Genomic DNA, 22,037 nt, shown 5'->3' on the forward strand with positions numbered 1-22,037 from the left:
GTTCCGACCATAAGAAGGCGCAGGTGATCGGTCGCAAGCTCAACATGCTGATGGCCGAACTGAAGATGAAATCGAAGGAACCAATGTCCAAGCAGCAGCTCCAGAAACTGTGCGAACACGAGCGCGACGTCATGCTTCTGCATCTCGAGGACGCCGCGATGGCTGCCAGACGATATGGAAGACCTGCCGACATCGAGGAGCTGGAACTCGACCTGGAAAATGGCTGGGCCTACAAGCTGCTCGCCATGTTCGGTATCCGCCAACATCTGACGCTGAAGGAAGGCTGTAACGGACACCGCTATCTGGTGGCCAACGGGGTCCCCGCCTCGCACATTCCGGCAATCAAGTCGAATTACATCGAACTGTATGACGAGGTAAACAGCAGAGCCTTCCAGGACGGCATCCGGATGCTCATGGACCAGTTCGGAATCACTCAGCATCCCCTCAATCACGAGAAGGCCATGAAGGCCTATTTCGAAGGACGGGCAGAAGCACTGTTCGAGGTCGACGATCGGCATCCGCTGGCTGATCGAAGCCTCAGCGAGTTCACAGGCGGCTCAAAGCCATACCACCTCTCTGCCGCACCTCAAGCCGTGCAGCGGCAAGTGACACCAATCGCAGCCGAACTTACCGCGCCACCCGCTGCCGTGCCGCCCGCTACAGTGCCAGCTCCCCAGCCCCCAGAGCCGACCGAGCCTCCGGCTATCACCATGCTCGATCTTCGGCCGACGCCGCGTTCCGATGACACCGAACAAGAGGACGGTGCGCAAAAGAGGCCGATCATCCTGGTCGCCAATTTTGAGGCGGAATGTCAGAATTTGATCGACAACATGAAGGATGCCTGGGACGCCGGCACTGCAAGAGACGCCCGCGCCCTTGTCCGCATGTTCAAGCTTGTGCTCGAGGCAGAGGGCGTCGAGCATACAGGGCAGATCACGCAGTACCACATCGGAGAACTGCGCAAGTTCTTTAACATCGTGCCGACGCGCTGGGGGCAAAGCGCCAGAATGAGGGCGATGTCTGCGCCTGAACTTCGAGCTGAAGGAGAGAAGCTGCGAGAGCAGGCCAGAGCCGAGGGCAAAGAGGCTGCCGTCGGCTTAAGCGCTGCGACCATCCGCAAGCACTTCGGCAACCTCAACCACTTCCTGAAGCATGTTCGCGGTCACGGCTTCGAGATTACCGAGTGGACCTTCGAGGGCCTGCGTCCAAAGAAGCCAAAGCTCGGTTCGATCCGGCAGCAACAGCACAAGCCGACGCCGGCGGAGATCGTACCGATTTTCTCCTGTCCTATTTATACTGGTTGCTTGGACGACCTAAGAGGTCGCAAAAAGCCCGGCCCCCACGTCTACCATGATGGAGACTATTTCCTTCCTATCATGTTTACCTACCTCGGCGCCCGCAGAGCTGAGTTCGCAAGTCTCGCACTCGACGACATCGCGGAGGATGATGACGGGCTTGTGCTGGTCCTACGCCCGAATGAGTTCCGCAGGGTCAAGACCGAGCAGTCCCAGCGAGTGCTGCCGGTCCCTGATGAGATGATCCGGTTGGGCTTCTTGGACTACTGCGTCGCTCTCAAAGAGTTGGGATACAAGGCCCTGTTCCCAGACCTGTTTTCGCACAAAACCAAGAATGATCCCGGTGATCGATTCTACGATGTATTTCTCCCGGTCATGAAGCAGTCCCTGGGAGAGAATATGTGGGACCGAGCCTTCCATGCGCTCCGCCATGGCATGGCGGACACATTGAAGCAGGCCGGAGTCTCTCCGGAAGTGATCGATGATATCTCCGGGCGTCTCAGCGAGGGAAGCGAAACAAACACCCGGTACACGAACCCCGCGGGCCTCCCGTTGATGCGCGATGCTCTCAGCAAGTATCCGATCATCACGGCCGGTATTGAGGCCAAGCCAATCAAGCTCCTCCCCTGGATTGAACAGCGGCTACCGCCACCGTGGGCGCGAGAGGCCAAGAACGAGGCGAGACGCCGGAAATAATTTCCGGCGCCCGCTTCTGACTATGCGGCCTCCCAAACCTGATTGAGAATACGGGCGGCAAGCGCTGCCTTATCCTGCGGAAGGAACCGTCCGTAGTGCTTCGCGACCATGTCGGGGGTGTCCTGGATCGCGTAGCTCGCCTGCTCGTAAGAGCCGGTCTGCTTCAGGATGTGGGTTGCCAAGACGTCTCGGACGTTATGCGGACCATGCGGCAGGAGGCCTTTGATCGCTCCTCGGCCGGTATAGGGGTTATAGATCCCGTAGCGCTGGATCGTCAGACGCCACGCCTCGTAAAAGCTGGTGATATCGTAGGCCGCATCTGTACTGGTCGTCTTGACGGTCTTCACGAAGAAGGTTCCAGGATCGGCAGCGCCGCGTAGCAGGACCGCGCGATGTCTGTCCACGTATGCATCGATGTAAGAATAGAGGTCCAGGAGGTCGGGCAGGACGAGCCGGAAAGGCTTGTCGCCGAAGAACGAGGAATGCGCGTTCTTGAAGGCGACGGCAGGTATCAAGACCTCCCATCCGCCTTCACGATCGCTCCATCGGATCTCGCCGCGCTTCATCTTTTCCAGGACGCGCTCCGAACGCGGCATCTGACCCTTCGGGCAGAGCATCAGTTGCCGCAGGTTCTTCTGGCGAAGTCCGAGATGCAGTCCCAGCCGCAGCATCAGGAAGGACCGAACGGCTTCAGCCGCCGGCCGCGGATACCGATGCTCGTCTGGCATCAGGCGAATGATCTCCTCGGTGATCTTGCGGTACTCGCCGACTGGGCTTGCTGCTTCGAGCACCGGCATAATCGGCTCGAACGGATCGCGGTGGACGCGGGCGATTCGCTGAATTTCTTTGACGCGCTGGGATGCGTGCTGATGGAAATCGTCACAGGCGCCGTGCCAATCGTCTTTCGCGTAGTCGATCTCGTTCTGAGACACGAGTCCTGGGACCGGTTGGACACGGGAAAGAAGCTCGGGGTGCTGGCGAAGCCAGCCTGTGCCTTCTCTGGTCAGCGCCAAGGCGATCCGCAACATGTCGACCTCCCATGCCGTATAGAAGCCCCGCCGGCTTTCCCGCCACTGGAGGTACCAATCCCAGACGCCGGGGAAGAGCAGCAGGCCGAAGGTGAGTTGACGAAGCGGCACCCCGTAGCCCTTCACCTCTCCGTCCTTGGCTGCTGCCAAAGCGCCGAACATCAGCCCGAGATGCTCGATCTTTTGCGAGGCTGTCTCCTCACCCCAAACGCCGCTCCGCTGGAAACCCACCGACGTCAGAGCCGACGTCTTGAAGCGCGCGAGATCGGCCATCTCCATGGCCAGTGCCGGTGGCGCCTCGATAACGCCGGACAACAGATCAGGGTCTTCTACCCAGCTCTGTTCGTAGTTCGCAGGCATGATGATCTTTCCGTCTCGCGGCGCTCGTCCACCGTATGAGACACCGGGGAAACGAATAGCGTAACGCTGCTTGGCGGCTGCCGCCTGAAACTTCCGGTAGTCCGTCGAGCCGCTGATGATGACGCGCCGGACCCAGTCGACGATCTCCTCGCGCTTCTTGAACGAGAGCGAGTTGAAGTCCTCCGGCAGATGCCATGCGAGCCGGCGCCGCTCTGCGGGCTCAATCCCTAAGAGATCAAAACCGGAAGCCGATCGGGAGGGATGGGGGAGCTTCGATTTGAAGTAGCCCTCTGGAAGTCGGTAACGCCTCTCGATACGCGACAGCATCTCGAAGCTATTGGTACTGCGCGGCACACGGCGACCCTCGATCCAGCTCAACAGGGTGTTCTTGTCCGTGAGATCGTCCGGCGTCACGATCGCACGGTAGAGCACCCAATATGTCTCTCCATGGCGGCGGAGGTGAAGTTGGAGAGCCTCAGAAAAGTCCGCGGGATCCTCCCAGTCCTCAAACAGAGGTGCAGGAAACTCCGCAGCCACACGGGATGATACGGATTGAGAGGTTGTCCTCGCTGCTGCCTTCTTCTGTTCTTGCGGCGCGACACGTTTGGCCGCCATCGGCGCCGCCCTCCTCCGTGTGACCCTCGATCGGCTGCAAGGCTCACCCTTCGACGAACTGCTGGCGCCACTGGTATCTCTGATCCAGCGGGCGATGGCATCGAAACCAGGATCAATCCTACGGGCATGTGCGGCAAGAAGCTTGGCGTCGCCCCCGCAAGCAGCCGCAACACTGCTCCAGTCTGTCCTGCCGCCAGTCCGCGGTGCGGGTTGCCGGAACTGGATCAGCGAGTGCATGTAGCTCATCAACCTCACCAGCTCTTCGGCCGGCAGAAGCGGCGAGAGGCGAAGTTGGCAAAAGGCGTCGATCTTGCGCTGGAATGCCTTGGGAGAAAAGCTGTCTGTCATTTCAGTTCACATAGCTGTTGTTGTCCTGCTCCCGCCGAGGCGGGGCGAGCGAGCTAAGTGAGATGGGTTAACGTGAGGTAACTGTCCCAGCGCCTGTTTGGGTGCTTTAGAGGAGCGATTCGAAAGCAAACGGCGTTTCACGAAGTAACAGGGGGACGAAGTCCCCTTCGGGAGAACGTCGTTTGCATCAGGTGAGTGCTTACCCTGGCGAAGAAGGCGTCCCGATCGACGCCAGGGCTGCGGTTAATGAACGAGATGGACCTTGCGGCGGAAGGGGCTGTCGCCGCTCCCATACTGTTCGACGAGAGCGCTGAAGACCTCGCACGCCGCCCGTTCGTCGAATCCCTGGGTCGCCAGCTCCTCAACCAGTTCGTCTTCCAACTCTTCCAGCTTGGAAAGTCTTCCGGTCTTCAGCAGGCCCGCGATCACCCTGAAGAGCAGGATGCGGGCGAAGTCATCCCGTGCCGGGCGCCGCTCAAGCTTGTGCCGGTCCCGCAGCAGCCGCTGCCTCTCTCGCTGCTTCGCGTTGCGTTCGCGCTGTGTCTGTCGTGCCATGTTTCCTCCCTTTTTGTTATGGATGGCACCTTCGATGGTCAGAGGATCGGCGGACCGGCGCAAGCCGTTTTCCGCTGAATCGGAATCATAATCTTCTGAATCGGAAATCCGTCGTTCTGAATCGAATGAGCGCAATTTGCTTCGACGTGCGGACACATTGAGATGCATTCTAGGTGACTTCTTCGTCGCTAGCGGGTTTGTGTTCTTAGAACCGGGGGGCCCCCACCCAGAATAGGAATCAGAAATATGACGAACTGAATCGTCTGCCGTTAAAACGGAATCGTTCGCAGAGACTGTTGAATCGGGCGCCGCTGGTTTGGAATCAGATGTGCGCAACTTGACTCCAGTTGCCGGCAACCGAGGTCGCGTCATTTCGCCGTAAGTTACTTCATGTCAGGGGGCTGAGGCCTGCTGACCGAGGATCCAACCTTCCCAGGTCATGAGCTCCTCCATAGTCGGCGCGCCCTCAGCCCTTTGTCCTTCGACCACATCGATCATACCAAACAGCCCCACGAGCGCATCGAACCGGTCTTCGCCAGACTTGTCGGCGCCAAACCCGTCCCGGATCAAAGGTTCGACTGCCCCACCATCGAAATGCGGCCGGCTCGCTAGCCAGTGGAGAAGATGGGCGCCGACGCTACGGCGGCCAGACTGCTGCCGCTTGCTCCAGACCGGCTTGCGTGGAATCCCGAGCTGCCCGTAAACATCGCCAGGATAGGTTTCGGCGATAACGGTGGCGCCGGGCGCTGCAAAGTCTGAGAGTGCACCGTCGAACGGCCATAGAACGGCATCAGCCAGGTTCGGGATGATGATCTCGCGCCAGCCGCTGATAGCCGCCTTTCCGACTTGGTTGCCGCCCAGCGTCCAGAACAGCATGCAGGCGTCACCTCGATTGGCAGTTCTCCGCTCGCAGCGACTTAGGAGAGCGGAGCCGTCTGTGATATTCAGGGCGTCGTATAGATGCTGGCGTCGCGTGCCGCCCGGCCGCATCGGATAGAACGGGCGATAGAGGGAGATGTCATCGCGGTGCTCTGCAACCTCAAACCATCGCGCAAACCGTCCTGATCCGAAGGTGCGCAGCGCAGAGCGGAAGTCAGGGAGATCTGAGGCCCTCCCATAAGCCGCAGGCAGGCCGATGGGAAAGTCGAAGCCCATCAGGAGGGCTCCGTTTGTTCTGGAACGCTGCCTGAGCCGTGGTATCAGGGCGGCGGTGTCGCCGACCTGTTCGGGCGGTGAGATCAGCCAGGCCGTGCCGCAGCGTAAGGCTACGCACATCCACCGCTTCTTCCGGTCTGTACTCCAGTCACAGTGTGCAACTACGGCCACAGACATCCCGCCCTCCTGCTTTGTAGGAGGTCTAGGAGCTGGAGGTTAGGATGTCCATCACCGCATCACCGTCGAGCGCCTGAGCATCAAAGAGGGTGCGCACCAGCCGGTCGAACACGTTCCGGTTTTCCAAGATGACTTCCGTCGCCCGCGCCTGAGCGAACTCAAGCCGCTGATGAACGCGCATCGCAACATCGCCATCACGGCTCAGGATGTCGGTCGCGTCTCGATGCTCGAGGTAGAGCAGCGGGTACCTGGCGCCGAAGCCCAGCGTCTGCTCCATGCTGGTGGCGATGCGGGTCGCACGGGCGAGGTCGCTGTGCTCGGCTCCGCCAGAGCCGGCGGAGGCAGACTTCAGCACAATGAGTTCCGCCGCTCGGCCTGCCATCAGCAGCGCAAGCAGCCGCTCATACCATTCGACGGTATCGGGACCATCGCCAAAGGAGACGGTGTTTTGTCCGCCGTCCTTGGCATCGATCGTCAGCCCTTTGACGGAGCCGAGGCGCAACGCGTGATGAACGACGGCATGCCCGGATTCATGGATCGCCAGGCGCCAGCGGACGTCGTGGGGCAGTGGCGGCCGGTGACCGCGGATGCCGGCTTCGAGATCGGCGTAAGACAGACGCCGCTTCTCGCGCCGTGCCTTCAGCCGTGCCTCTCGGACGATACGCTCGATATCGGCGCCGGTGAGCCCCATTGCTCGCGTTGCCAGCCGCAGCAACGCACGCGCCGTCGCGTCGTCTTGCGTGGCTAGATGGCCTAGTTGGCGGGCATCCGTCTGCCATGTGCCGACGCGACTCGCCAACGGCCCCTCCTGCTCTGTGGTCCTGATCACGATGCGTCTCCTTCACGTCCGGCTGCAATGACGTCGAGATCGGCGCCCAGATGATGAGCGAGGATCCCGGCAAGTGCCGGAATGTCAGGCTTGGGGATCTCGATATGCGTCTCCAGCCGACCAGACCTTCGGATTGCCTCATCGATTTCGTGGGGGCGGTTCGTGGCACCGACGACAATGAGCCCTCGCTCTTCACGGCGCCGTCGAGCAGCTCCAGCAACTTGTTGACGCACGCATTCCAATAATCGGCATACTCCCGCGACACCGACACCCGCGTACCAATGCCGTCGATCTCGTCAATGAAGAGAATGCACGGCGCCTGTGACCGCGCCTCAGCAAAGGTGTTTGCCATCCGGTCCAGCACCGCGTGCAGGTATTCTCCTTGCAGCCACGTGGAAACGGAGGTGACGACCAGCGGGATCTGCAGGCTGTTGCACAGCGCCCGTGCAAAGGTTGTCTTGCCCGTTCCGGGAGGGCCGGAAAGCAGGAGCTTGGTGCTCATGTCGGACCACGACAGATCACCGCTCCGATGGTCAGCGAGATCCGCCTTCAACCCTAGCGCCCAATCCTTCGCGGCGCCGTAGCCTGACAAGGACTCGACGATGAGCGGCGGTTTCCCGGCGCCGTCGTCGTCGATGGACTGCGGCTGGATGACCTCCGCGCCGGTCGGTTTGCTTCTCGCTCTGGTCTTCTTGTGAGCTTGAGGAGCGTCCTCTGCGTTCGCCTCCTCAGCCTTCTTGCGGTGCCTGTCACTTGGGCTCTGGGTAATCAGGCGTCGCTGCGGCTTTGTGTCCTCTCTGCCATCACCCTCTGCTTCTTCCTGACGATTGCGCTCTGCAAGCCCGCCCAGCGCCTCGATGCTGAGCTGGATCGGTCGCCCACGGCGGACAGCGATGGCAAGGTCGTCCAGCGTCAGCGCCGCCACGTCGAGCAGACGGATGCGGATTTCCTGGGCGCAAGTCGGTGCGTGACCGTAGACTGCCTCGAACAAGTCGACGAGCAATGTCGCATCGATCCCGCCGCCGGTGAGCCTGACGTCACAGGTAAGGTCAATCTGGTCGGGGATCTCCTGGCCCGTCTCCGAGACAGCAAGCACGGGCGATCCATGAGCAAGTGCTTTCGTGAGCTGCCGGCGCAGGGTTGGCCGGCTAAGAAGATGGTCCTCGCCGACGAGGACATGCAGGAAGACGCGCTGTGCCTCCCCTTCGCCCCAGGCCCACATGTCCTCAACGAAGGTGAAATCGGCGGCCATGCCGACATAAGGTCCGTACGGAAGAAGCGCTGTCTTCTCAACGAGCTGCAACAGCGCCCGCTCGACGCCCTCGACCTGAAGATGGACTGCGAACACGGGCGCGGCCACGCGCAGAAGCCTGACGACATCGCCAAGCTCGACGCCCGCCTCTTGCATTGCGGCAGAGAGCAGAAGCACCGTCGCGATGGTCTTCACGCTGAGCGCCTCCCCTGCCTCTCCCACGATACGCGTCGCATAGGCCGCCGAGGCGGTCGTCGCTTGCACGTCGGCGCCGAGGCGGAGGTAGGAGGGGAGGACTGGCGTCGATGACGATTGATCGACACGGCCCGGCTTTGGCTGGTCCGGCTCGATCAGGAATGGCGCCAGCTTTTCGCGCACCCACTGCCGGTCCCGCTTGGCATATCCGGAAAGATGGGCTGGGTCGAAGGCTGGAAGGTAGCGGCCGACGATGTACCCGTCGATCTGCATGACCGTCATTGTCAGCAGGCCATTCCGGACAGCACGACGCCGGACCTCGCGCCGCGTCATGTGCCGCAGGCGCCGGACGAGGAAGGATGACAGCCGGTCCATCACAGCACCTCGTGGAGAGAGGTGGCGGCAATGATTTCCGCTGATAGGCGATGATCAGAGCATCTGCGCTGCGGTGGCTTCGAGGCATGCGAGGATGAGGTTGCCCTTCTGCGGCTGATCCAGTGGCGGACCATGCGGCAGGTCGGATCCCCGCGGTCCGCCAGCATATCAAGATACGCCATAACGGGTGCGGGGATGGACCGGTTGCCTTGGCCGCCTTGTCGAACGTGGCTGAGGGCAAGGCCGATGATGATGGCCGGGTCGGCGTCGGGAGCGCAGATCGGGCGTGCGGCCTCGGCGGCCTTCTCGACGGCGTCACAGGCAAGGCGGTGACGCGAATGATGGTGGTGTTCAGACATGCGATGTCTCCTCGCCGGACCGTAGGTCGGTCGGCGCTAATGGACGGGCAAAGGGGATGGGCGGGCTGCAGCGTCAGAGCCGCAGCCTCAGCGTGGGCAGGAGCTCAGCAGTCTCCGATCAGGCGTCGAGCAGCTTTCGCACAAAGCCGACGCGGATGCGTTGCGGCGGACCAGATGGCCGGTCCTCGTCGCGGTCCGGTTCATCCGCCATGTCGTCAGCGCCGTCGGGACCATCGCTGTCGAAGGTTTCCCCGTCCGGCTCACAGCGAGCAATCAAGCGACCGGCACCGCGCAGCGCGCCGAAGCGTGACGGCAACTGAGATGAGGCCGCAGCTAGCGGCGCAGAGCCTGGCTGCGGGATGCCGAGTGCGCGACGTGCCTCAGCCTTGAGGAGCTGCTGGACGCGATTGCCGAAGCGGTGGCGAAGCTCGGCCATACAAGCGGCCGCGCCATCGATCTCCAGCAGGTCGTCGATCTCGGACAGTGCCCAGACGCCGGCGGCATGGTCGCTCGGACGGCTTGCGCCATCGACGATCGCAACGCCAACGGTGTCGACCATGATCCGCTTCTGCGTCTTGTACAGCCAATCCGGAAGGATCATGGCCGCTGCCATCATCTTCAGCTTCAGCTCTTCCAGCCGGCTCGTGTCTCCGTACGACGCCAACGACCGCTTGAGGTCAAGAATGAAGGCGGAATGCCGCCTCCGGTTCACCACGATGAGGTCGGGTGTATAGCTTCCTTTGGCCGGCGCCTCACAGTCAAGTCTGACTTCTTCCAGGTGCTGCCAATCATTGCCGGCCACAGCCTCGATGGCCGCCTTGACGAGCGGCAGCTTGATTGACTGCATCAGCACGACCAGGTTTGGATTGGCTTTGGAGAGACGCTCGACCGCCTGCTCGAGGAGCTTGCCTTCGCGGAAGCTGACGGCACGTACCAGCGAGGCAACGTTGACATAGTGCCCGAGGATTTCGTCCTCGACCGGCTCGCCTTCGGCAATCGCGTTGATCGCCTTTTCGATCAGCAGGTCGAAGTCTGCTTCGACTTCCGGATAGAGGACGATGTGAGGGTAACGGCGCAGCACCGGCGGCTCCGTCTGCACCGCAAGGCGGTCCGCAAAGTGGCAGCGCGGCGTCGAAGCCGTGCCGGCATGATCGTTGGAAGACGCCGCGATAGCGGCACGCAGAACTTTCCCATGAGGGGACGACGAGTGTAGGTTAGTCACAGCCCGATTCCTTTCCTAGAAGGCTTGAGGGTCAGGCCCTTGTCGGTGTTGGTAGCACCGGCTTGGGCCGCTTGCTCCGATCCGTGGAGCCACTCATACCTGGCAGGACCCCGACCGGATCTCAAGGATCCTCTCGCGAAAAAGAGAACGGATCCGGAACGAGGTTAACGGCGGGCTCATGCCGAAAATTGGTCCCTGCGTCCGATGGTGAACAGCCGGTGAATCGACGCGCGATCCAACCGATCTCAGCCGTCACCGACAAATTGGAATCAAGAAAGGGGCCCGAGAGCCCCTTCCTTGTGTTCAGTCCGCCGACGCCTCGGCAGGTTTGCGCATTAGCGCTCTCGGCTTCCGTAGCCCCGACCGCGCTTCAGTCGAGTTGAACGGGAGGACATTCGAACCGTCCTCGTCTGCTGCTGGAGCCTTGCGTGCCAGGAACGCGGGCGGCTGGTAGTCCTCGAGGGCAGCGCCGACGTCGTCGGCAGGATCCAGGCTTGGCGGTTCGACCCGCACGACGCCGCCGAGCGCCTCGAGACCGCTTCGCATCACCGCGTCTGCCGACTTTGAAGCGACTGGAGCTTCGAGAGGCCAGTCTGGTTGCTTCGTCCGGCACGTCGCCCATTGGAGCAGTGGTAGGACCGTGAGGTCCAACCAGACCTCAAGCTCCCTCGCCTCGGGCCACGCTTCACGGTCGCCCATGTCATCGAGCATGTCGAAAACCCTGAACCAGCGACTTCCGATAGGAAGTTCGTTGTCCGAGAGCTTGCGTGCGTCGATGTCACCGGGTGCGTCCAGAAGCAGCACATTGCCTAAGCTGCGCTTGGCAGCACGAGCCAGAGGCTCCAGCAACGGGATGAGGCCCTTCTTTTGCAGACGCTTGCCCTCAGGCTTGCTTTCGAGAACCTTGGCCACTGCCGCGGCAAGAGCTGCGGCATTCTCGACAAAGGCGGCAATGCCAGTCTTCGTCTTGAGATCGATCATCGCCCGGAGACCAGACAGTCCACCGATGTCCGCTAGCTCGACGCCGTTCAACTCCTTTGAGGTTGCGTCGGCGCCGTCCGCGAGCAGGGCCTTCACCTCGCTGACGCGGATGCCGTCATGCTCTTCGGCATGAGCTAAGGCGGCCTCGACTTTCTCCTCTGGCGCGGACGCCAGATGGAAAAGGACAGTAGGGCTCACCGCAAGCTCGACCGCTCGCTCACGGTAGCGCGAGAGATTGCGAGCAACGGCCCTGTAGTTGCGGGCGGTCTTCGAGGAGATGTCGCATCGCTGCGATACCCATCTTTCGAAAGTGCCCGGTTCGACAAGCTCGGAAGCCTGCTCCAGCAGATCGCCCAGCTCGAAGGCCTGGTCCGTCGATCGGCGCCCGAGAGCCTGGATGCCGGCGGCTGCCGCCTCCAGTTGCGTCCTGCTCTGCGCGTCGATGTCGAGCGCGGCGTAGTCAAAGCGGCCGGAGAGCCGTTTTGTTGTCTTCTTCGTCATGTCAAAGATCCTTGCTTATCGCAAAAACATCAAACCGCACTATCGCGATTGATGTATGTATCATCGCCCACCAGCTCAAGTTAGTCAATGTTTACCGGCAGTTGCGTCGAGCCACAAATACTTTGGATGGAGCAGTTTATACTTATATAGATACTTCACGTTGCTTACTTACAGCCATTTTGAAGCGATGTTCGAAGTAAATCCCCGACAGCAAGAAAATACCCTCCTAGGTTGTGCTGCCATCTTGAAAACAAGCTGTTTCCACGTGCACACCAACTTGGTACCCGTGAGCAACGGGAACAAGAGCCTCACCATGTCCAAGGCCATACTCACCACCAAGGTCGATCCGACATATGACGATCTTCCGGAGCAGCGGTACCATTTTCCGCGCACCTATCTGCGGCAAGTCGAGGCGGCGCGCGGTGACTGGATCATCTACTACGAGCCGCGGCGCCCGAGCGGCGACCTGATGAAGACGGGTGGCAAACAGGCGTATTTTGCGACCGCGAGGATCACCGACATCATCGAGGATCCGTCGAAGGCGGATCACTTCTATGCGCTGATCGGGGACTTCCTGCCGTTCGACCACGCCGTCCCTTTCAAGGAGGCGGACAGTTACTATGAGAGCGGGCTGCGGAAGGACGACGGCTCGACGAACAAGGGAGCGTTTGGTCGGGCGGTGCGAAAAATCTCCGACGCCGAGTACGACCTGATCCTCGCCGCCGGCTTTGCGCACGTTCTCGGAAAGCGGGATCGCGAACGGCCGGCGCCAGACCCGGACGAGGAGGCGCGCATCGGATTTGGTGACAATCCGCAGATGCCGTTCGAGGCCGACAGCGTCGACCGCAGGATCGTCTCACAGGTGTTGCAGCGTCCGTTCCGCGACCGCGCGTTTTCCGTGGCCATCAAATCAGCCTATCAGGACACCTGCGCAGTCACCGGCATCAAGCTGATCAATGGTGGCGGGCGATCTGAAGTGCAGGCCGCGCACATTCGCCCGGTGGCCGATGGCGGTCCGGACAGCGTCCGCAATGGCTTGGCTCTATCCGGAACCGTGCACTGGATGTTCGACCGGGGCCTGATATCCGTCGATGATGATTACAGCTTGCTGATCGCCAGTGGCGGCGTTCCCGACACTGTGACGCGGCTCATTAATCCGGAGCGACGCCTACTTGTGCCGGCACGCGCTGATGAGCGGCCGCATTCACAGTTCCTGCAGTACCACCGCAGGGAGAAGTTTAAGGGGTGAGGCTGCGGAAATGATTTCCGCAGTCTTGGCCCAAACATAACTTCCGTAATCGCGGATTCTACTACTCACACACATTCGGCAAACTTTGCCCTATGCCAGCCCAGCTTTTCGCGATGTTTATCAGTCAAAGGAAGCGGGTGGCTCCAAGTGAGTAAGGCTCTACCTTCCTCGCTCAAGACGGGTGAGAAGAGCGGTGCTCCCGCATCACCGAAACTCACAAGGCCGCTATCGAAGGCCGCATCCCAGAGTGCAGACAAAAGGAGGCCGTTGTGCACGTCGAGCCGCTCGGCGTCGCTTTCGCACTCGCTCCAAGGCTTGATGTGGGAGGCACGCAGCAGTGACGTGTCGGTGATACCTGTCAACGGACAATGCCCTTGCCAGTAAGCCATCAGACGTTCGCGAAAGATGTTCTGCCCGACACGCTGGACCACGAGGCGTTCCGCCTCTGTCGATCTCGGCAGCCCATTGGTCTGATCAAGAAACTCGTGAAGCGGTGCATTCGGAAGGCTGAGCGCAAGCTCATAGACGCGTGGCATTGCCGCGTATAGCAGAACCAGATCCGCGAAACGGAAGCGGGCGAGACCGGGGCCTTCGACAGAAATAGGTTCAAGGTCCATCTCGGCGATGACGCCGGGGTGATCCAAGGCGAGTAGCCAACCACCGGCATATTCGCGCGCGAGCCAGATGGACCCTTGCGCGGTGGTCGAAGCATAGCACCGCCAGCCGCCAGTTTCACCGTTTCTTCGGCGAAAGCCATTTTGAAACGCGACCTTGTCGCATTCCTGATGGGTCACGAAGGACTGGGGCGCCTCGATCATTGGCTCATGCCTTCTCGTTCCACAGTTTTTGGGCCGAGAGGCCCAGCGTTGTTTCGACAGCATTCACGGTTCGAGTTACGGGATATAGGTTCAGATCTTCGAACGCTCCTTTGTAATCGGAGAGGTAGCTTTCGCTGCGGGGCCGCAAGCCATTGCGCATGGCGACGAGATAGGCGGCCATTTCGGCCTCCACCTCCTGCAGGGCATGCGAGATGTTTCGGCGATCCGGCACTCGACGTCCGAGGTCGGCTCCTAGATGACCGAGATAAAGATGTGCGAGCTCGTGGGCCACTGTGACGAAACGCGTTGGTGCAGAATGGTTCTGGTTGAAGGCCAGTTGATAGCGATTCTTGCCCTTGTTATCCGCCGGGCGTGACAGCAGCCGGATCCAGCCGGCCTGATCATCGCCCGCATCCAGCCGGACCAGCTCGATCTTCTCCTTGCGAACCTCGCGCATGAACTCGTCGAAGCGACGATCGCTCAGAGCACCGAAGGTCGGGAAGGAGAACGCGTCAACCGGAACATCATCGCCCTCGGTGTCCTGGATGTCGAAGACGAAGTCCACCGGCCCCTTCATGCGTAGAACAAGAAGCGGCCGCGCGCCCTTTTTTGGCACTCGACCGAAGCGATGCCACCAATCATGGGCGGTTGCCGCGTGGGTCAGGCCCGGCTTCTGGATATGCAGCAGCATCGCGTTAAAAGGTGCGAATTCCCGAAGGCGGGCTGTGAAATCGAGCAATTCCTGGATTGCCTCACTGCTATCATAGAGCCTGGTCGCCGCGATCAACTGGTCGATCAGGGCACGCTCGGTTGTATTTTCTTCCTCCCTCGGCTCGAACAACACGCTCTGCAAGGGTTGCTGAACCGTATGCTCTACGTTGAAAAGGCCGCCCAGGCGTTTCATGGAAAAAAGCGCGTCAGGCTCGTCTACCTGCTTACCCGCCTGGAAGGGATCAATTCCCCGCTCTTCCAGCGTGTCGATGAAACCGCACAGATACTCCAGCATCCATCGACGTCCGCGCTTCGAAAAGCCTGCCATCTTTGCGGCTGAGGTGATTGCCTGTGCGGTCGCGCCAAGGTCACGATCATCGTTGCCGAAGGTCGCAAAGGCATCACAAAAATGCGGAACGGCCCGCTCCATCAGATGGGCATCAAGGGCGGGCATCGCTCACATCCCCATCGCCACTCGCCGTTGGCTTCCATCTGGTCCCAGGCTTCGAGGACGAGGCGGCGGGTGCGGTATTCGCCGTATAGGCGGATTTCGTTTTCCTTGAGGACGCGGAAGGTTTCCGAGGGGTAGTCGGGGCCCTTCACGTCGGCGGGGTCGAGAATGTAGCGCAGCTCGTCGCGGGTCAGGCCGTAGGCGCGGGCGTAAAAGGCGTCGAGAAAAGTGGTACTTTTGTCGGACTGTGGCATCTTCAAGCTGCCTCGCTCTTCAGCTTGGCGAATATCGCCAAAGTGCGCTCTTTTTCATAGAAGCTTCCCCAAGCCTCCGTGGACTTATCCCGCCAGATCGGGAACGTATCGAATACGTACTCGACCTCATCGGCGTCGAACCCGAAAAGATCGAAATAAAGTGCGTCAATCCAAGCGCGCAGCTCGATCCTTTCCTTCGTGTCGTTCACGCAAAGGTGGTCTCGTCCTAGAAGTCTACAGAATCCTTCCACGCTTTCAGATGTGTTGGTCAGGGCGGCAACCGCATCGAGCAATTTCGCTTCGTAAGGCGTGACCACGGCTCTGCTGACAACAAATGTTTGGAGGAGCATCGATTTTGTGAAGTTCGCACCATAGAACTTCTGTCTGAGCAGATAGTCATAGGGAACTGAGTTGAACATTGACAGAAAAAGCGCCGAAGCAACCGCATCACCAGACGCGATTACGACGTTGGGGCATTTATAGTTGAAGGCCGTGGGTCCAACCACGCATCCAACCGCCGTTCTGAAATTGCTTATGACATTTGTTGTATCCCGGAAGGCGAGGTTCCAGTCCATGCTCACGCGACGGGCATGAGCGTTTTCTTCGAAAAATCGTCGCCGTACCCAGTATCGCGGAACGATTTCTAGTTTTCGGTCTCTTTTTTGGTCCTCTGTCGGATTGATGGTTGCGGCCTTGATGCCAAATCGCTTGTCTGCGGGAATGCCTTCGAAAGTCGCAAATCGATGGTCGTACTGGTGGATGAATTTACCCTCGTAAACAGGAGCAAACTCTTCTGATCCGCGCAGGAACCATGAGCCCCTGAGTTGGAAACCCTCTGCTTCCAGTGCTTCTCTGTCTCGCAGCTCTGCTGCGTCGGAAGTCATATGTAATCCGCTAGTATACCGAGCATTCCAGTCAGATTGGCCCAAAGTTGGAAGTTCTTCGGCTACCCGCGTAAGAATCCTAAGGTCCTCTGGAGTTTCACACTGTGGGAGCGTGCCGGTTTCGGGATTGACGCGGCGAGGAAACGCGCGATCAACAGCAATAACGGAACTGTCGTCTGATAGTTGCGCCGGGTTTGTGAGGCCGACAGCCAATTGCATTCGGATATCTGGGCGTTCCGGGCCCATCGTAGTGAGGGAATACCGTTCGTGGTATCCGACCGAAGAAAAGAGCATCTCCCAATTTTTAAAATCGAAGACTGCTCTCAACCGCCCACTGGTAACCAAGTGATCTGTGAAACCTTTCCAGGTTGATCCGGTGAACATCAGAGACTTTAGGATAAAACCGGTCCAGCCAGCACGCTTTGTCAGGTGTGTCGCCAATTCCGCGAATAATGGGTAGAGATTGAGTTCGCCAACGGCAGACTGCGGGAACCGGCCGGAACCCCGTACGAAATCGCCTTTCGCAGACGCCTCCCTTTGCGCAGCAGACCAGGCCTCGGCAAGGATTGGTGACCGCTTCAGCTTGTCTTCAATGAGTTTTCTGCGCTTTTCTGCATTCGCTTCCGCAACAATTTCAGGTATCGCCGTAAAGAACTCGCGTTCAAGAATAGTGTATTTTTCCCATGGTGGATTGCCAATCACGGCGTCGAAACCGCCGCCCTGCATGACATGGGGGAACTCCAGCGGCCAGTGGAACGCTCGAGCGCTACGGGCGGCCTTGGGCGCCTCGACCATCGCCTGGCGCATCTTTCCTTGATTGAGCGCCATCCACAGCTCCTCGGTCGTAGGCACAGTCCGTTCTGACGCACCGGCCGGCGCGCCGCCCACCTTGGGCTGCAGAAAGGCTGCCACGTAGAGGTCCGCTGCCGCCTTGACGCGAACGAATGCCTGCCCTTTGCGCAACTCCTTGAACCGCTTGGCCTTGGCCCCGATCTGCTCGACCGTATCCTCCGGAAGATCACGGAACCCCGAGAAATCCAGCGCTATCGGTTTCATTTCCGGCATCGACGCCAGTCCAGTGCCAAAATCGAACCCGCCCTGACCGGATATCGCCGCACGATTGGCCTGCAGGTAGTAGCGTGCCGTGTCTTTATCGTCACCCGTCAGGGGCTTGTAGGCGGCATCCGGAATGCCGTCCTGCAGCACCTGCAAATCGAAGACGCCCAGCAGCGCATCGCCGCAGCGGATCTGTGCGTCGAAGAAGCCGAGGGGCAGACCGGGGTCCACCGTCTCGATCCAGAGCGCGACCTTGGTCAGTTCCACCGCCATCGGGTTACGATCCACCCCATGAATACAGCAGCGCGCGACATCGCGCAGTGCATGGCGGAAATCGGCGAGCGACGGCGTGCCCTCCGCCCGGATGCGCGCGAGCCGCGTAGCGATTCGGCGGGCGGCGGCCAGCAGGAAGTGGCCCGAGCCGCAAGCGGGATCAATCACCGAGAGTTTCAGTAGCGCCTTTGCGGGGTCGTCCGCCTCGGCCTCGGTCTTGTCGAGCACGGGGTCGAGCGCGGAATCGAGCAGCGCCTGAACGAGACTGTCGGGTGTGTAGTAGGAGCCGGTGGTCTTGCGCTGGTTGCCCCTTTGCTCGGCCGCCTCGGAGGCGAAGACGAGCGTCTTGCCGTCGTCGCCGAGCTGGGGCTGGAGTTCGAGGAGCGATTCGTAGACCGAACCCAGTTCTTCGGTCTCCATTGCACGCCAGTTGACCGGGACCATACCATTCTTGTCGGCGAGCCAGGACAGACGATAGAGCGCTTCCATGAAGGCGCTGTTGCGCAAACGGGCGGTTTCGAGGTGTGGCAGCCTGTCCTCGGCAAAGAGACCGCCGAGGGCAGGCAGCGCGAGAGCTGGCTGGCCCTGGGTGAGCGCGCGGAACACGATTTTGACGCCCTCGTAGCGGTCATGGTGCTTGTCCCAGGTAGCGGCGCGATAGCATTGCTTTCGCAGCGACTGCAGCGAGTAGCCTTCGGCGTAAAGGCTGCGTGACTCGGGCCTTGCTTTGTCTGGATGGAGCAGGTTGCGGTCTTCGGCGACCATAAGGAAGATCAGGCGGTAGACGAGGCGCAGGAGTTCGTTGAACCACTCAGTGAGGTTCACGTCTCCGGTTTGCAGTTTGGCTGCCAGTTCGGGGTTGGTTTCAAGGAAACCGGAGCCGAGCAGCTTTAGGGCAAGCTGGACCTGATCTGCCAATCGATCACGAGCGGCCTCTCCTTCCTTGGAGCCGGCATCGCGCCAACGCTCAAGAGCGCAATCGGTGGCGGGGCTCTCTGCCGCGCCGAAACGGGAGCGGTGGATCAAAAGCCAGAGCACAGCGAAGGAGGCAATATCCTCATTTGCGAACATCTGGGCGAGATCGGCCTCGATGTAGGCAGGTCTTGTCAGCGAGGCGTTGTCGCGCGTCAGACGCAACTGTGCGCCGTTGGTCACGACACCCCAGAGAGCATCGTCGCGGTCGTTCAGATAATCCTGTAGGGCGAAGGCCGGAGAACGAGAGCGGTCTGTCGAGAGCGTCGGACTGCGACGATCGATCTGCTCCTGGGGCGGCACAACCACGATCGGCACACGCCCGGACGCCGAGAGCGCGATCGGAGCGGATGCCGCAGTTAGATCATCATAGCCGAAGGTTTCCTTGAAGAGGCCGGAAATGAAGCGTGTGGTCGCTGCCGCAGATGGATGCTCGATCTTTACGAAGGCGTCGAAATGCGATTGCCCTACGCGAAAAGCTGTCGCGATTTCCTCGCGGATTTGCAGCCCTTTCCGAACAGCATAGTCCTCGGGCGCCTGTTCCGGCGCCTGGCGCTGATCGATCTTGGCGATCATTGCAGGCGCGATCAGGTTGCCTTCCAAGCTCAGGGATGGCCAAGCGGACATATCGGTAATCGTCTTGCGAGCCATGACTACACCTCCCCCGGAACGAGCACAAAGAGGCCGATGACATCTGGGGGAATGACGGGTTCGACACTGACACGAGATGCCGATCCAGCGGCGGCACGCAGGCGCGCATGGTCTTCTACCAATTCGGCGGCACGCTGGCGCACAAACTCTGCGACCGGACCTTCGAGGAGTTCCGGCAAAGCCGCGCGTGCCGTGTCGATCATGCGATCGCGGGCAACAGTTGCGAGGTCCGCGGTCGCAGGAGAGGCGAGCAATTCTCGCGCCGCGCTGCCGGACGCAATGACCGTGTTGCCTTCGAGGGCGACAAGTGCGGCTTCTTCCGCCAGTAAAAGGCGCTCGCGCCTTGCATGAACCGTCAGTTTGTAGCGAATGCGTAGGAGCGCAACTCGGGTCATCCGCGTTACCGCAGCACTCGGCCAGGCGCCGACACGACCGATGCCGAGGTCCGGAAGCGCTTCACTATCCAACGAGGCTTCAAGGAGAGTTTCCGCCAGGGAGGACGTCAACGGATGCGTTCTGGTGAGAAGCGATGTCCCTGACGGCGCGGGCTCCTGCAAAGCGAGCTTCAGAGATCCCTTGAGACCCCGCTGCTCCAGCTTTTCCTTCAAACTGGGCTGAAGAGCATGCACATGAGCGACCTGCAATGACTTTTTGTTTTCCAGCGGGACCCCGAAGCGCGACATGGCGCGCTCGACAAATTGAAGCGTCTCTTCCGGCGAGCCGAGCAGCGATTTGACCTTCTCCCATTCGGGCGCCACTTCGCTCGGCTTCATGGCATTCTGGGCAAATCGAGCACGCGATCGCTTTTCGTTTTCACTGGCATCGCGCCACCGGGTCTCCATAACTTGGACACCGTTGGTCAATTGCAGGTCGAGGGTGAGCTGCTGCTGGCCACCGCCACTGCGGCGGAGCAGCATCGCAGCCATCAGTGCATCGGTGACCGGCCCACGTTCGTCAGGGAGAGGAACAGTGACACCAGTCGCCTTTCGGATTTCCTCTGCTTTGCGGAGAATCACGTCGAGCACGGCGCCGTCAATCGCGCTATCGGGCGAAAACATCATGATAGATCGCACGAGTTCGGAAGGCTGGCCGAAGCGATCCACACGCCCTTCACGCTGTTGATGGCGTGTCGGGTTCCAGGAGAGATCGTAATGGATCACGGTGTCGAATAGTTGCTGAAGGTTGATACCCTCCGACAAGCAATCAGTCGCAACGAGAATACGCTGTTCATCGGCGTCCGCATTCGCGGCCGCCATCTCGGCAACGCGATCGCGGCGTTCGTCTGGCGTGAGTTCGCCTGTTACCGCCTGCACGTTCAACTTCGGGAAGGCCTTACGAAGCCCTTCCTTCACATGTTCCGCCGTCGCGAGGTAGCGGCAAAAAACGACAGGCTTGGCACCTTCCTTGATCAAAGGTTTGAGGGCCTTGATGAGGGCGTTCAGCTTAGGATCATCTGCTGAAACAAGTGTGCTTGCCTTATCAAGCAGCGCTTGCAGCGCGGGGTCGCTGGAGAAGACCGTGTTCGGCTCGATATCGACAGCGTCTTCATCGTCACCATCCTCGTCATAGATCTGCGGCTCAAGGCGGTCATCTTCATTCGACGCCCGATTTCTCAGTGCGCTCATTGCCGCGGCAGGAGAAGACCCCACACAACGCATCAGCGCCAGCGTACCCCAGAATGCTAGACGTCGATCCTTCTGTGCGTCTCCCGCCCGAGAAACAACTGAGAAGCAATACTCGAGCACGGCCTCATGAAATGCCCGGTGCTCGTCGTTCAGACGATACGAATATTCGGTGGTCTCGTGCTTGGGGAAAGCGCGGTTTTCGTCCCATGCCCCCTCGATGAGATCGACGCGCCGCCGCTGAACGAAATGTCTCGATAGGCGCTCTCGGTACTTGGAGTCTTCGAAGTTCACAGTACCGAATTCCCGGTCGATCAGCGACAAAAGTCGGGCGAACGCTTCTTCATCCCCGGAGTGCGGTGTCGCTGTCAGCAAGACCAGCCGACGCTCCAAATCGCGTGAGAGACCCTGCAGCAAGTCGAAGCGTTGCTGCCGTCCTTTATGCGTACCGACGCAGGCATGGGCTTCATCAACGATCACGAAGTCTGGGCATGCCCGGGCAAAGCCATCGCGACGTTTCTCGGCCTTGATGTAATCGAGGCTGACGACGGTGAAGGGGTAAGCGTCGAACAAGGTCTGCGCCAACGGCAGATTTCGCTCGAGGCGCGCAGCCGTTCCGGACGTGACGGCAACAGCTTCGATTCCGAACCTATCCTTCAGCTCGATGATCCACTGATCAACAAGATGAGGGGGGCATAACACAGAGAATGCGTCGACTTCACCACGATCCATGAGTTCGCGAAGAATCAAGCCGGCTTCAATCGTCTTGCCGATGCCGACGTCGTCGGCGATCAGGAGCCGGGGCACCTGGAGACGCAAGGCCATCAACAGTGGGACAAGCTGGTAGCTACGCGGCTCAAAAGCGAGCTGAGCGGCCGACCTGAAAGGGCCTGCGCCGCGACGAAGGGTCAACCGGAGCGAATCTGCAAGGAGTGCGGCCTTCGACTGGACTGTCGGCCGCGCATCTTGCGGCAAACCGAAGCGAGCAGGTTCGACAGGCGTCAACTCGAGATCCGGCGCGAGAATAACGATGTCGTTTTCGTTCCCAGAGAGAGGACGTAGAGCAAGGAGCCCCTCCCCGGGAGTTGGCAAAGCTACCCATTCTCGGCCGCGTGCTTTGACCAGGTCGCCAGGCGTAAAATTCAATGTCATA

Annotated in this window: 15 protein-coding genes; 2 read left to right on the plus strand and 13 right to left on the minus strand. The window is 60.2% G+C overall.

Annotated features, from left to right (window positions below; genetic code table 11):
* The first annotated feature begins 50 nt into the window (after positions 1-50).
* Positions 51-1,991, plus strand: coding sequence for a site-specific integrase (locus ACEPP2_RS01135; RefSeq protein WP_395515524.1), 1,941 nt, complete (start codon positions 51-53; stop codon positions 1,989-1,991).
* Positions 1,992-2,011: 20 nt separating this feature from the next.
* Here ACEPP2_RS01135 and ACEPP2_RS01140 read toward each other — a convergent pair whose 3' ends face one another.
* The 8 genes from ACEPP2_RS01140 to ACEPP2_RS01175 form a co-directional block, all read right to left on the minus strand.
* On the minus strand, positions 2,012-4,342 hold the full coding sequence (locus ACEPP2_RS01140; RefSeq protein WP_395515525.1) for a hypothetical protein: 2,331 nt from the start codon (positions 4,340-4,342) through the stop codon (positions 2,012-2,014).
* A 243-nt stretch (positions 4,343-4,585) separates the two neighbouring features.
* Positions 4,586-4,897, minus strand: coding sequence for a hypothetical protein (locus tag ACEPP2_RS01145; RefSeq protein ID WP_395515526.1), 312 nt, complete (start codon positions 4,895-4,897; stop codon positions 4,586-4,588).
* 393 nt (positions 4,898-5,290) lie between these two features.
* Positions 5,291-6,172 carry a DUF429 domain-containing protein gene (locus tag ACEPP2_RS01150; protein WP_395515527.1) on the minus strand — a complete coding sequence of 294 codons (882 nt, stop codon included), beginning with the start codon at positions 6,170-6,172 and terminating at the stop codon, positions 5,291-5,293.
* 82 nt (positions 6,173-6,254) lie between these two features.
* A complete protein-coding gene (locus ACEPP2_RS01155; RefSeq protein ID WP_395515793.1) occupies positions 6,255-6,731 on the minus strand; it encodes a hypothetical protein in 477 nt (158 codons plus the stop codon).
* A 28-nt stretch (positions 6,732-6,759) separates the two neighbouring features.
* A complete protein-coding gene (locus ACEPP2_RS01160) occupies positions 6,760-8,880 on the minus strand; it encodes an AAA family ATPase (protein ID WP_449619202.1) in 2,121 nt (706 codons plus the stop codon).
* Positions 8,880-9,239, minus strand: coding sequence for a hypothetical protein (locus tag ACEPP2_RS01165; protein WP_395515528.1), 360 nt, complete (start codon positions 9,237-9,239; stop codon positions 8,880-8,882). The genes ACEPP2_RS01160 and ACEPP2_RS01165 overlap by 1 nt, the downstream gene beginning before the upstream one ends.
* 118 nt (positions 9,240-9,357) lie before the next feature.
* Positions 9,358-10,461 (minus strand): hypothetical protein, encoded by a 1,104-nt coding sequence (locus ACEPP2_RS01170; RefSeq protein ID WP_395515529.1) that lies wholly within the window; start codon positions 10,459-10,461, stop codon positions 9,358-9,360.
* 303 nt (positions 10,462-10,764) lie between these two features.
* Positions 10,765-11,943 carry a hypothetical protein gene (locus ACEPP2_RS01175; protein ID WP_395515530.1) on the minus strand — a complete coding sequence of 393 codons (1,179 nt, stop codon included), beginning with the start codon at positions 11,941-11,943 and terminating at the stop codon, positions 10,765-10,767.
* 160 nt (positions 11,944-12,103) lie between these two features.
* Between ACEPP2_RS01175 and ACEPP2_RS01180 the strand changes: the two genes are divergently transcribed.
* A complete protein-coding gene (locus ACEPP2_RS01180; protein WP_395515531.1) occupies positions 12,104-13,192 on the plus strand; it encodes an HNH endonuclease in 1,089 nt (362 codons plus the stop codon).
* A gap of 65 nt (positions 13,193-13,257) precedes the next feature.
* Here ACEPP2_RS01180 and ACEPP2_RS01185 read toward each other — a convergent pair whose 3' ends face one another.
* The 5 genes from ACEPP2_RS01185 to ACEPP2_RS01205 form a co-directional block, all read right to left on the minus strand.
* A complete protein-coding gene (locus ACEPP2_RS01185; protein WP_395515532.1) occupies positions 13,258-14,010 on the minus strand; it encodes an HNH endonuclease in 753 nt (250 codons plus the stop codon).
* A gap of 4 nt (positions 14,011-14,014) precedes the next feature.
* Positions 14,015-15,016 carry an ImmA/IrrE family metallo-endopeptidase gene (locus ACEPP2_RS01190; RefSeq protein WP_395515533.1) on the minus strand — a complete coding sequence of 334 codons (1,002 nt, stop codon included), beginning with the start codon at positions 15,014-15,016 and terminating at the stop codon, positions 14,015-14,017.
* 134 nt (positions 15,017-15,150) lie between these two features.
* Positions 15,151-15,426, minus strand: coding sequence for a hypothetical protein (locus ACEPP2_RS01195; RefSeq protein WP_395515534.1), 276 nt, complete (start codon positions 15,424-15,426; stop codon positions 15,151-15,153).
* A gap of 2 nt (positions 15,427-15,428) precedes the next feature.
* Positions 15,429-19,262 (minus strand): Eco57I restriction-modification methylase domain-containing protein, encoded by a 3,834-nt coding sequence (locus ACEPP2_RS01200; protein WP_395515535.1) that lies wholly within the window; start codon positions 19,260-19,262, stop codon positions 15,429-15,431.
* Between the two features lie 2 nt (positions 19,263-19,264).
* A complete protein-coding gene (locus tag ACEPP2_RS01205) occupies positions 19,265-22,036 on the minus strand; it encodes a DEAD/DEAH box helicase (RefSeq protein WP_395515536.1) in 2,772 nt (923 codons plus the stop codon).
* Position 22,037 lies beyond the last annotated feature (1 nt).

It is taken from the genome of Pseudorhizobium flavum (assembly GCF_044142885.1).
GTDB classification, from domain to species: domain Bacteria; phylum Pseudomonadota; class Alphaproteobacteria; order Rhizobiales; family Rhizobiaceae; genus Neorhizobium; species Neorhizobium flavum.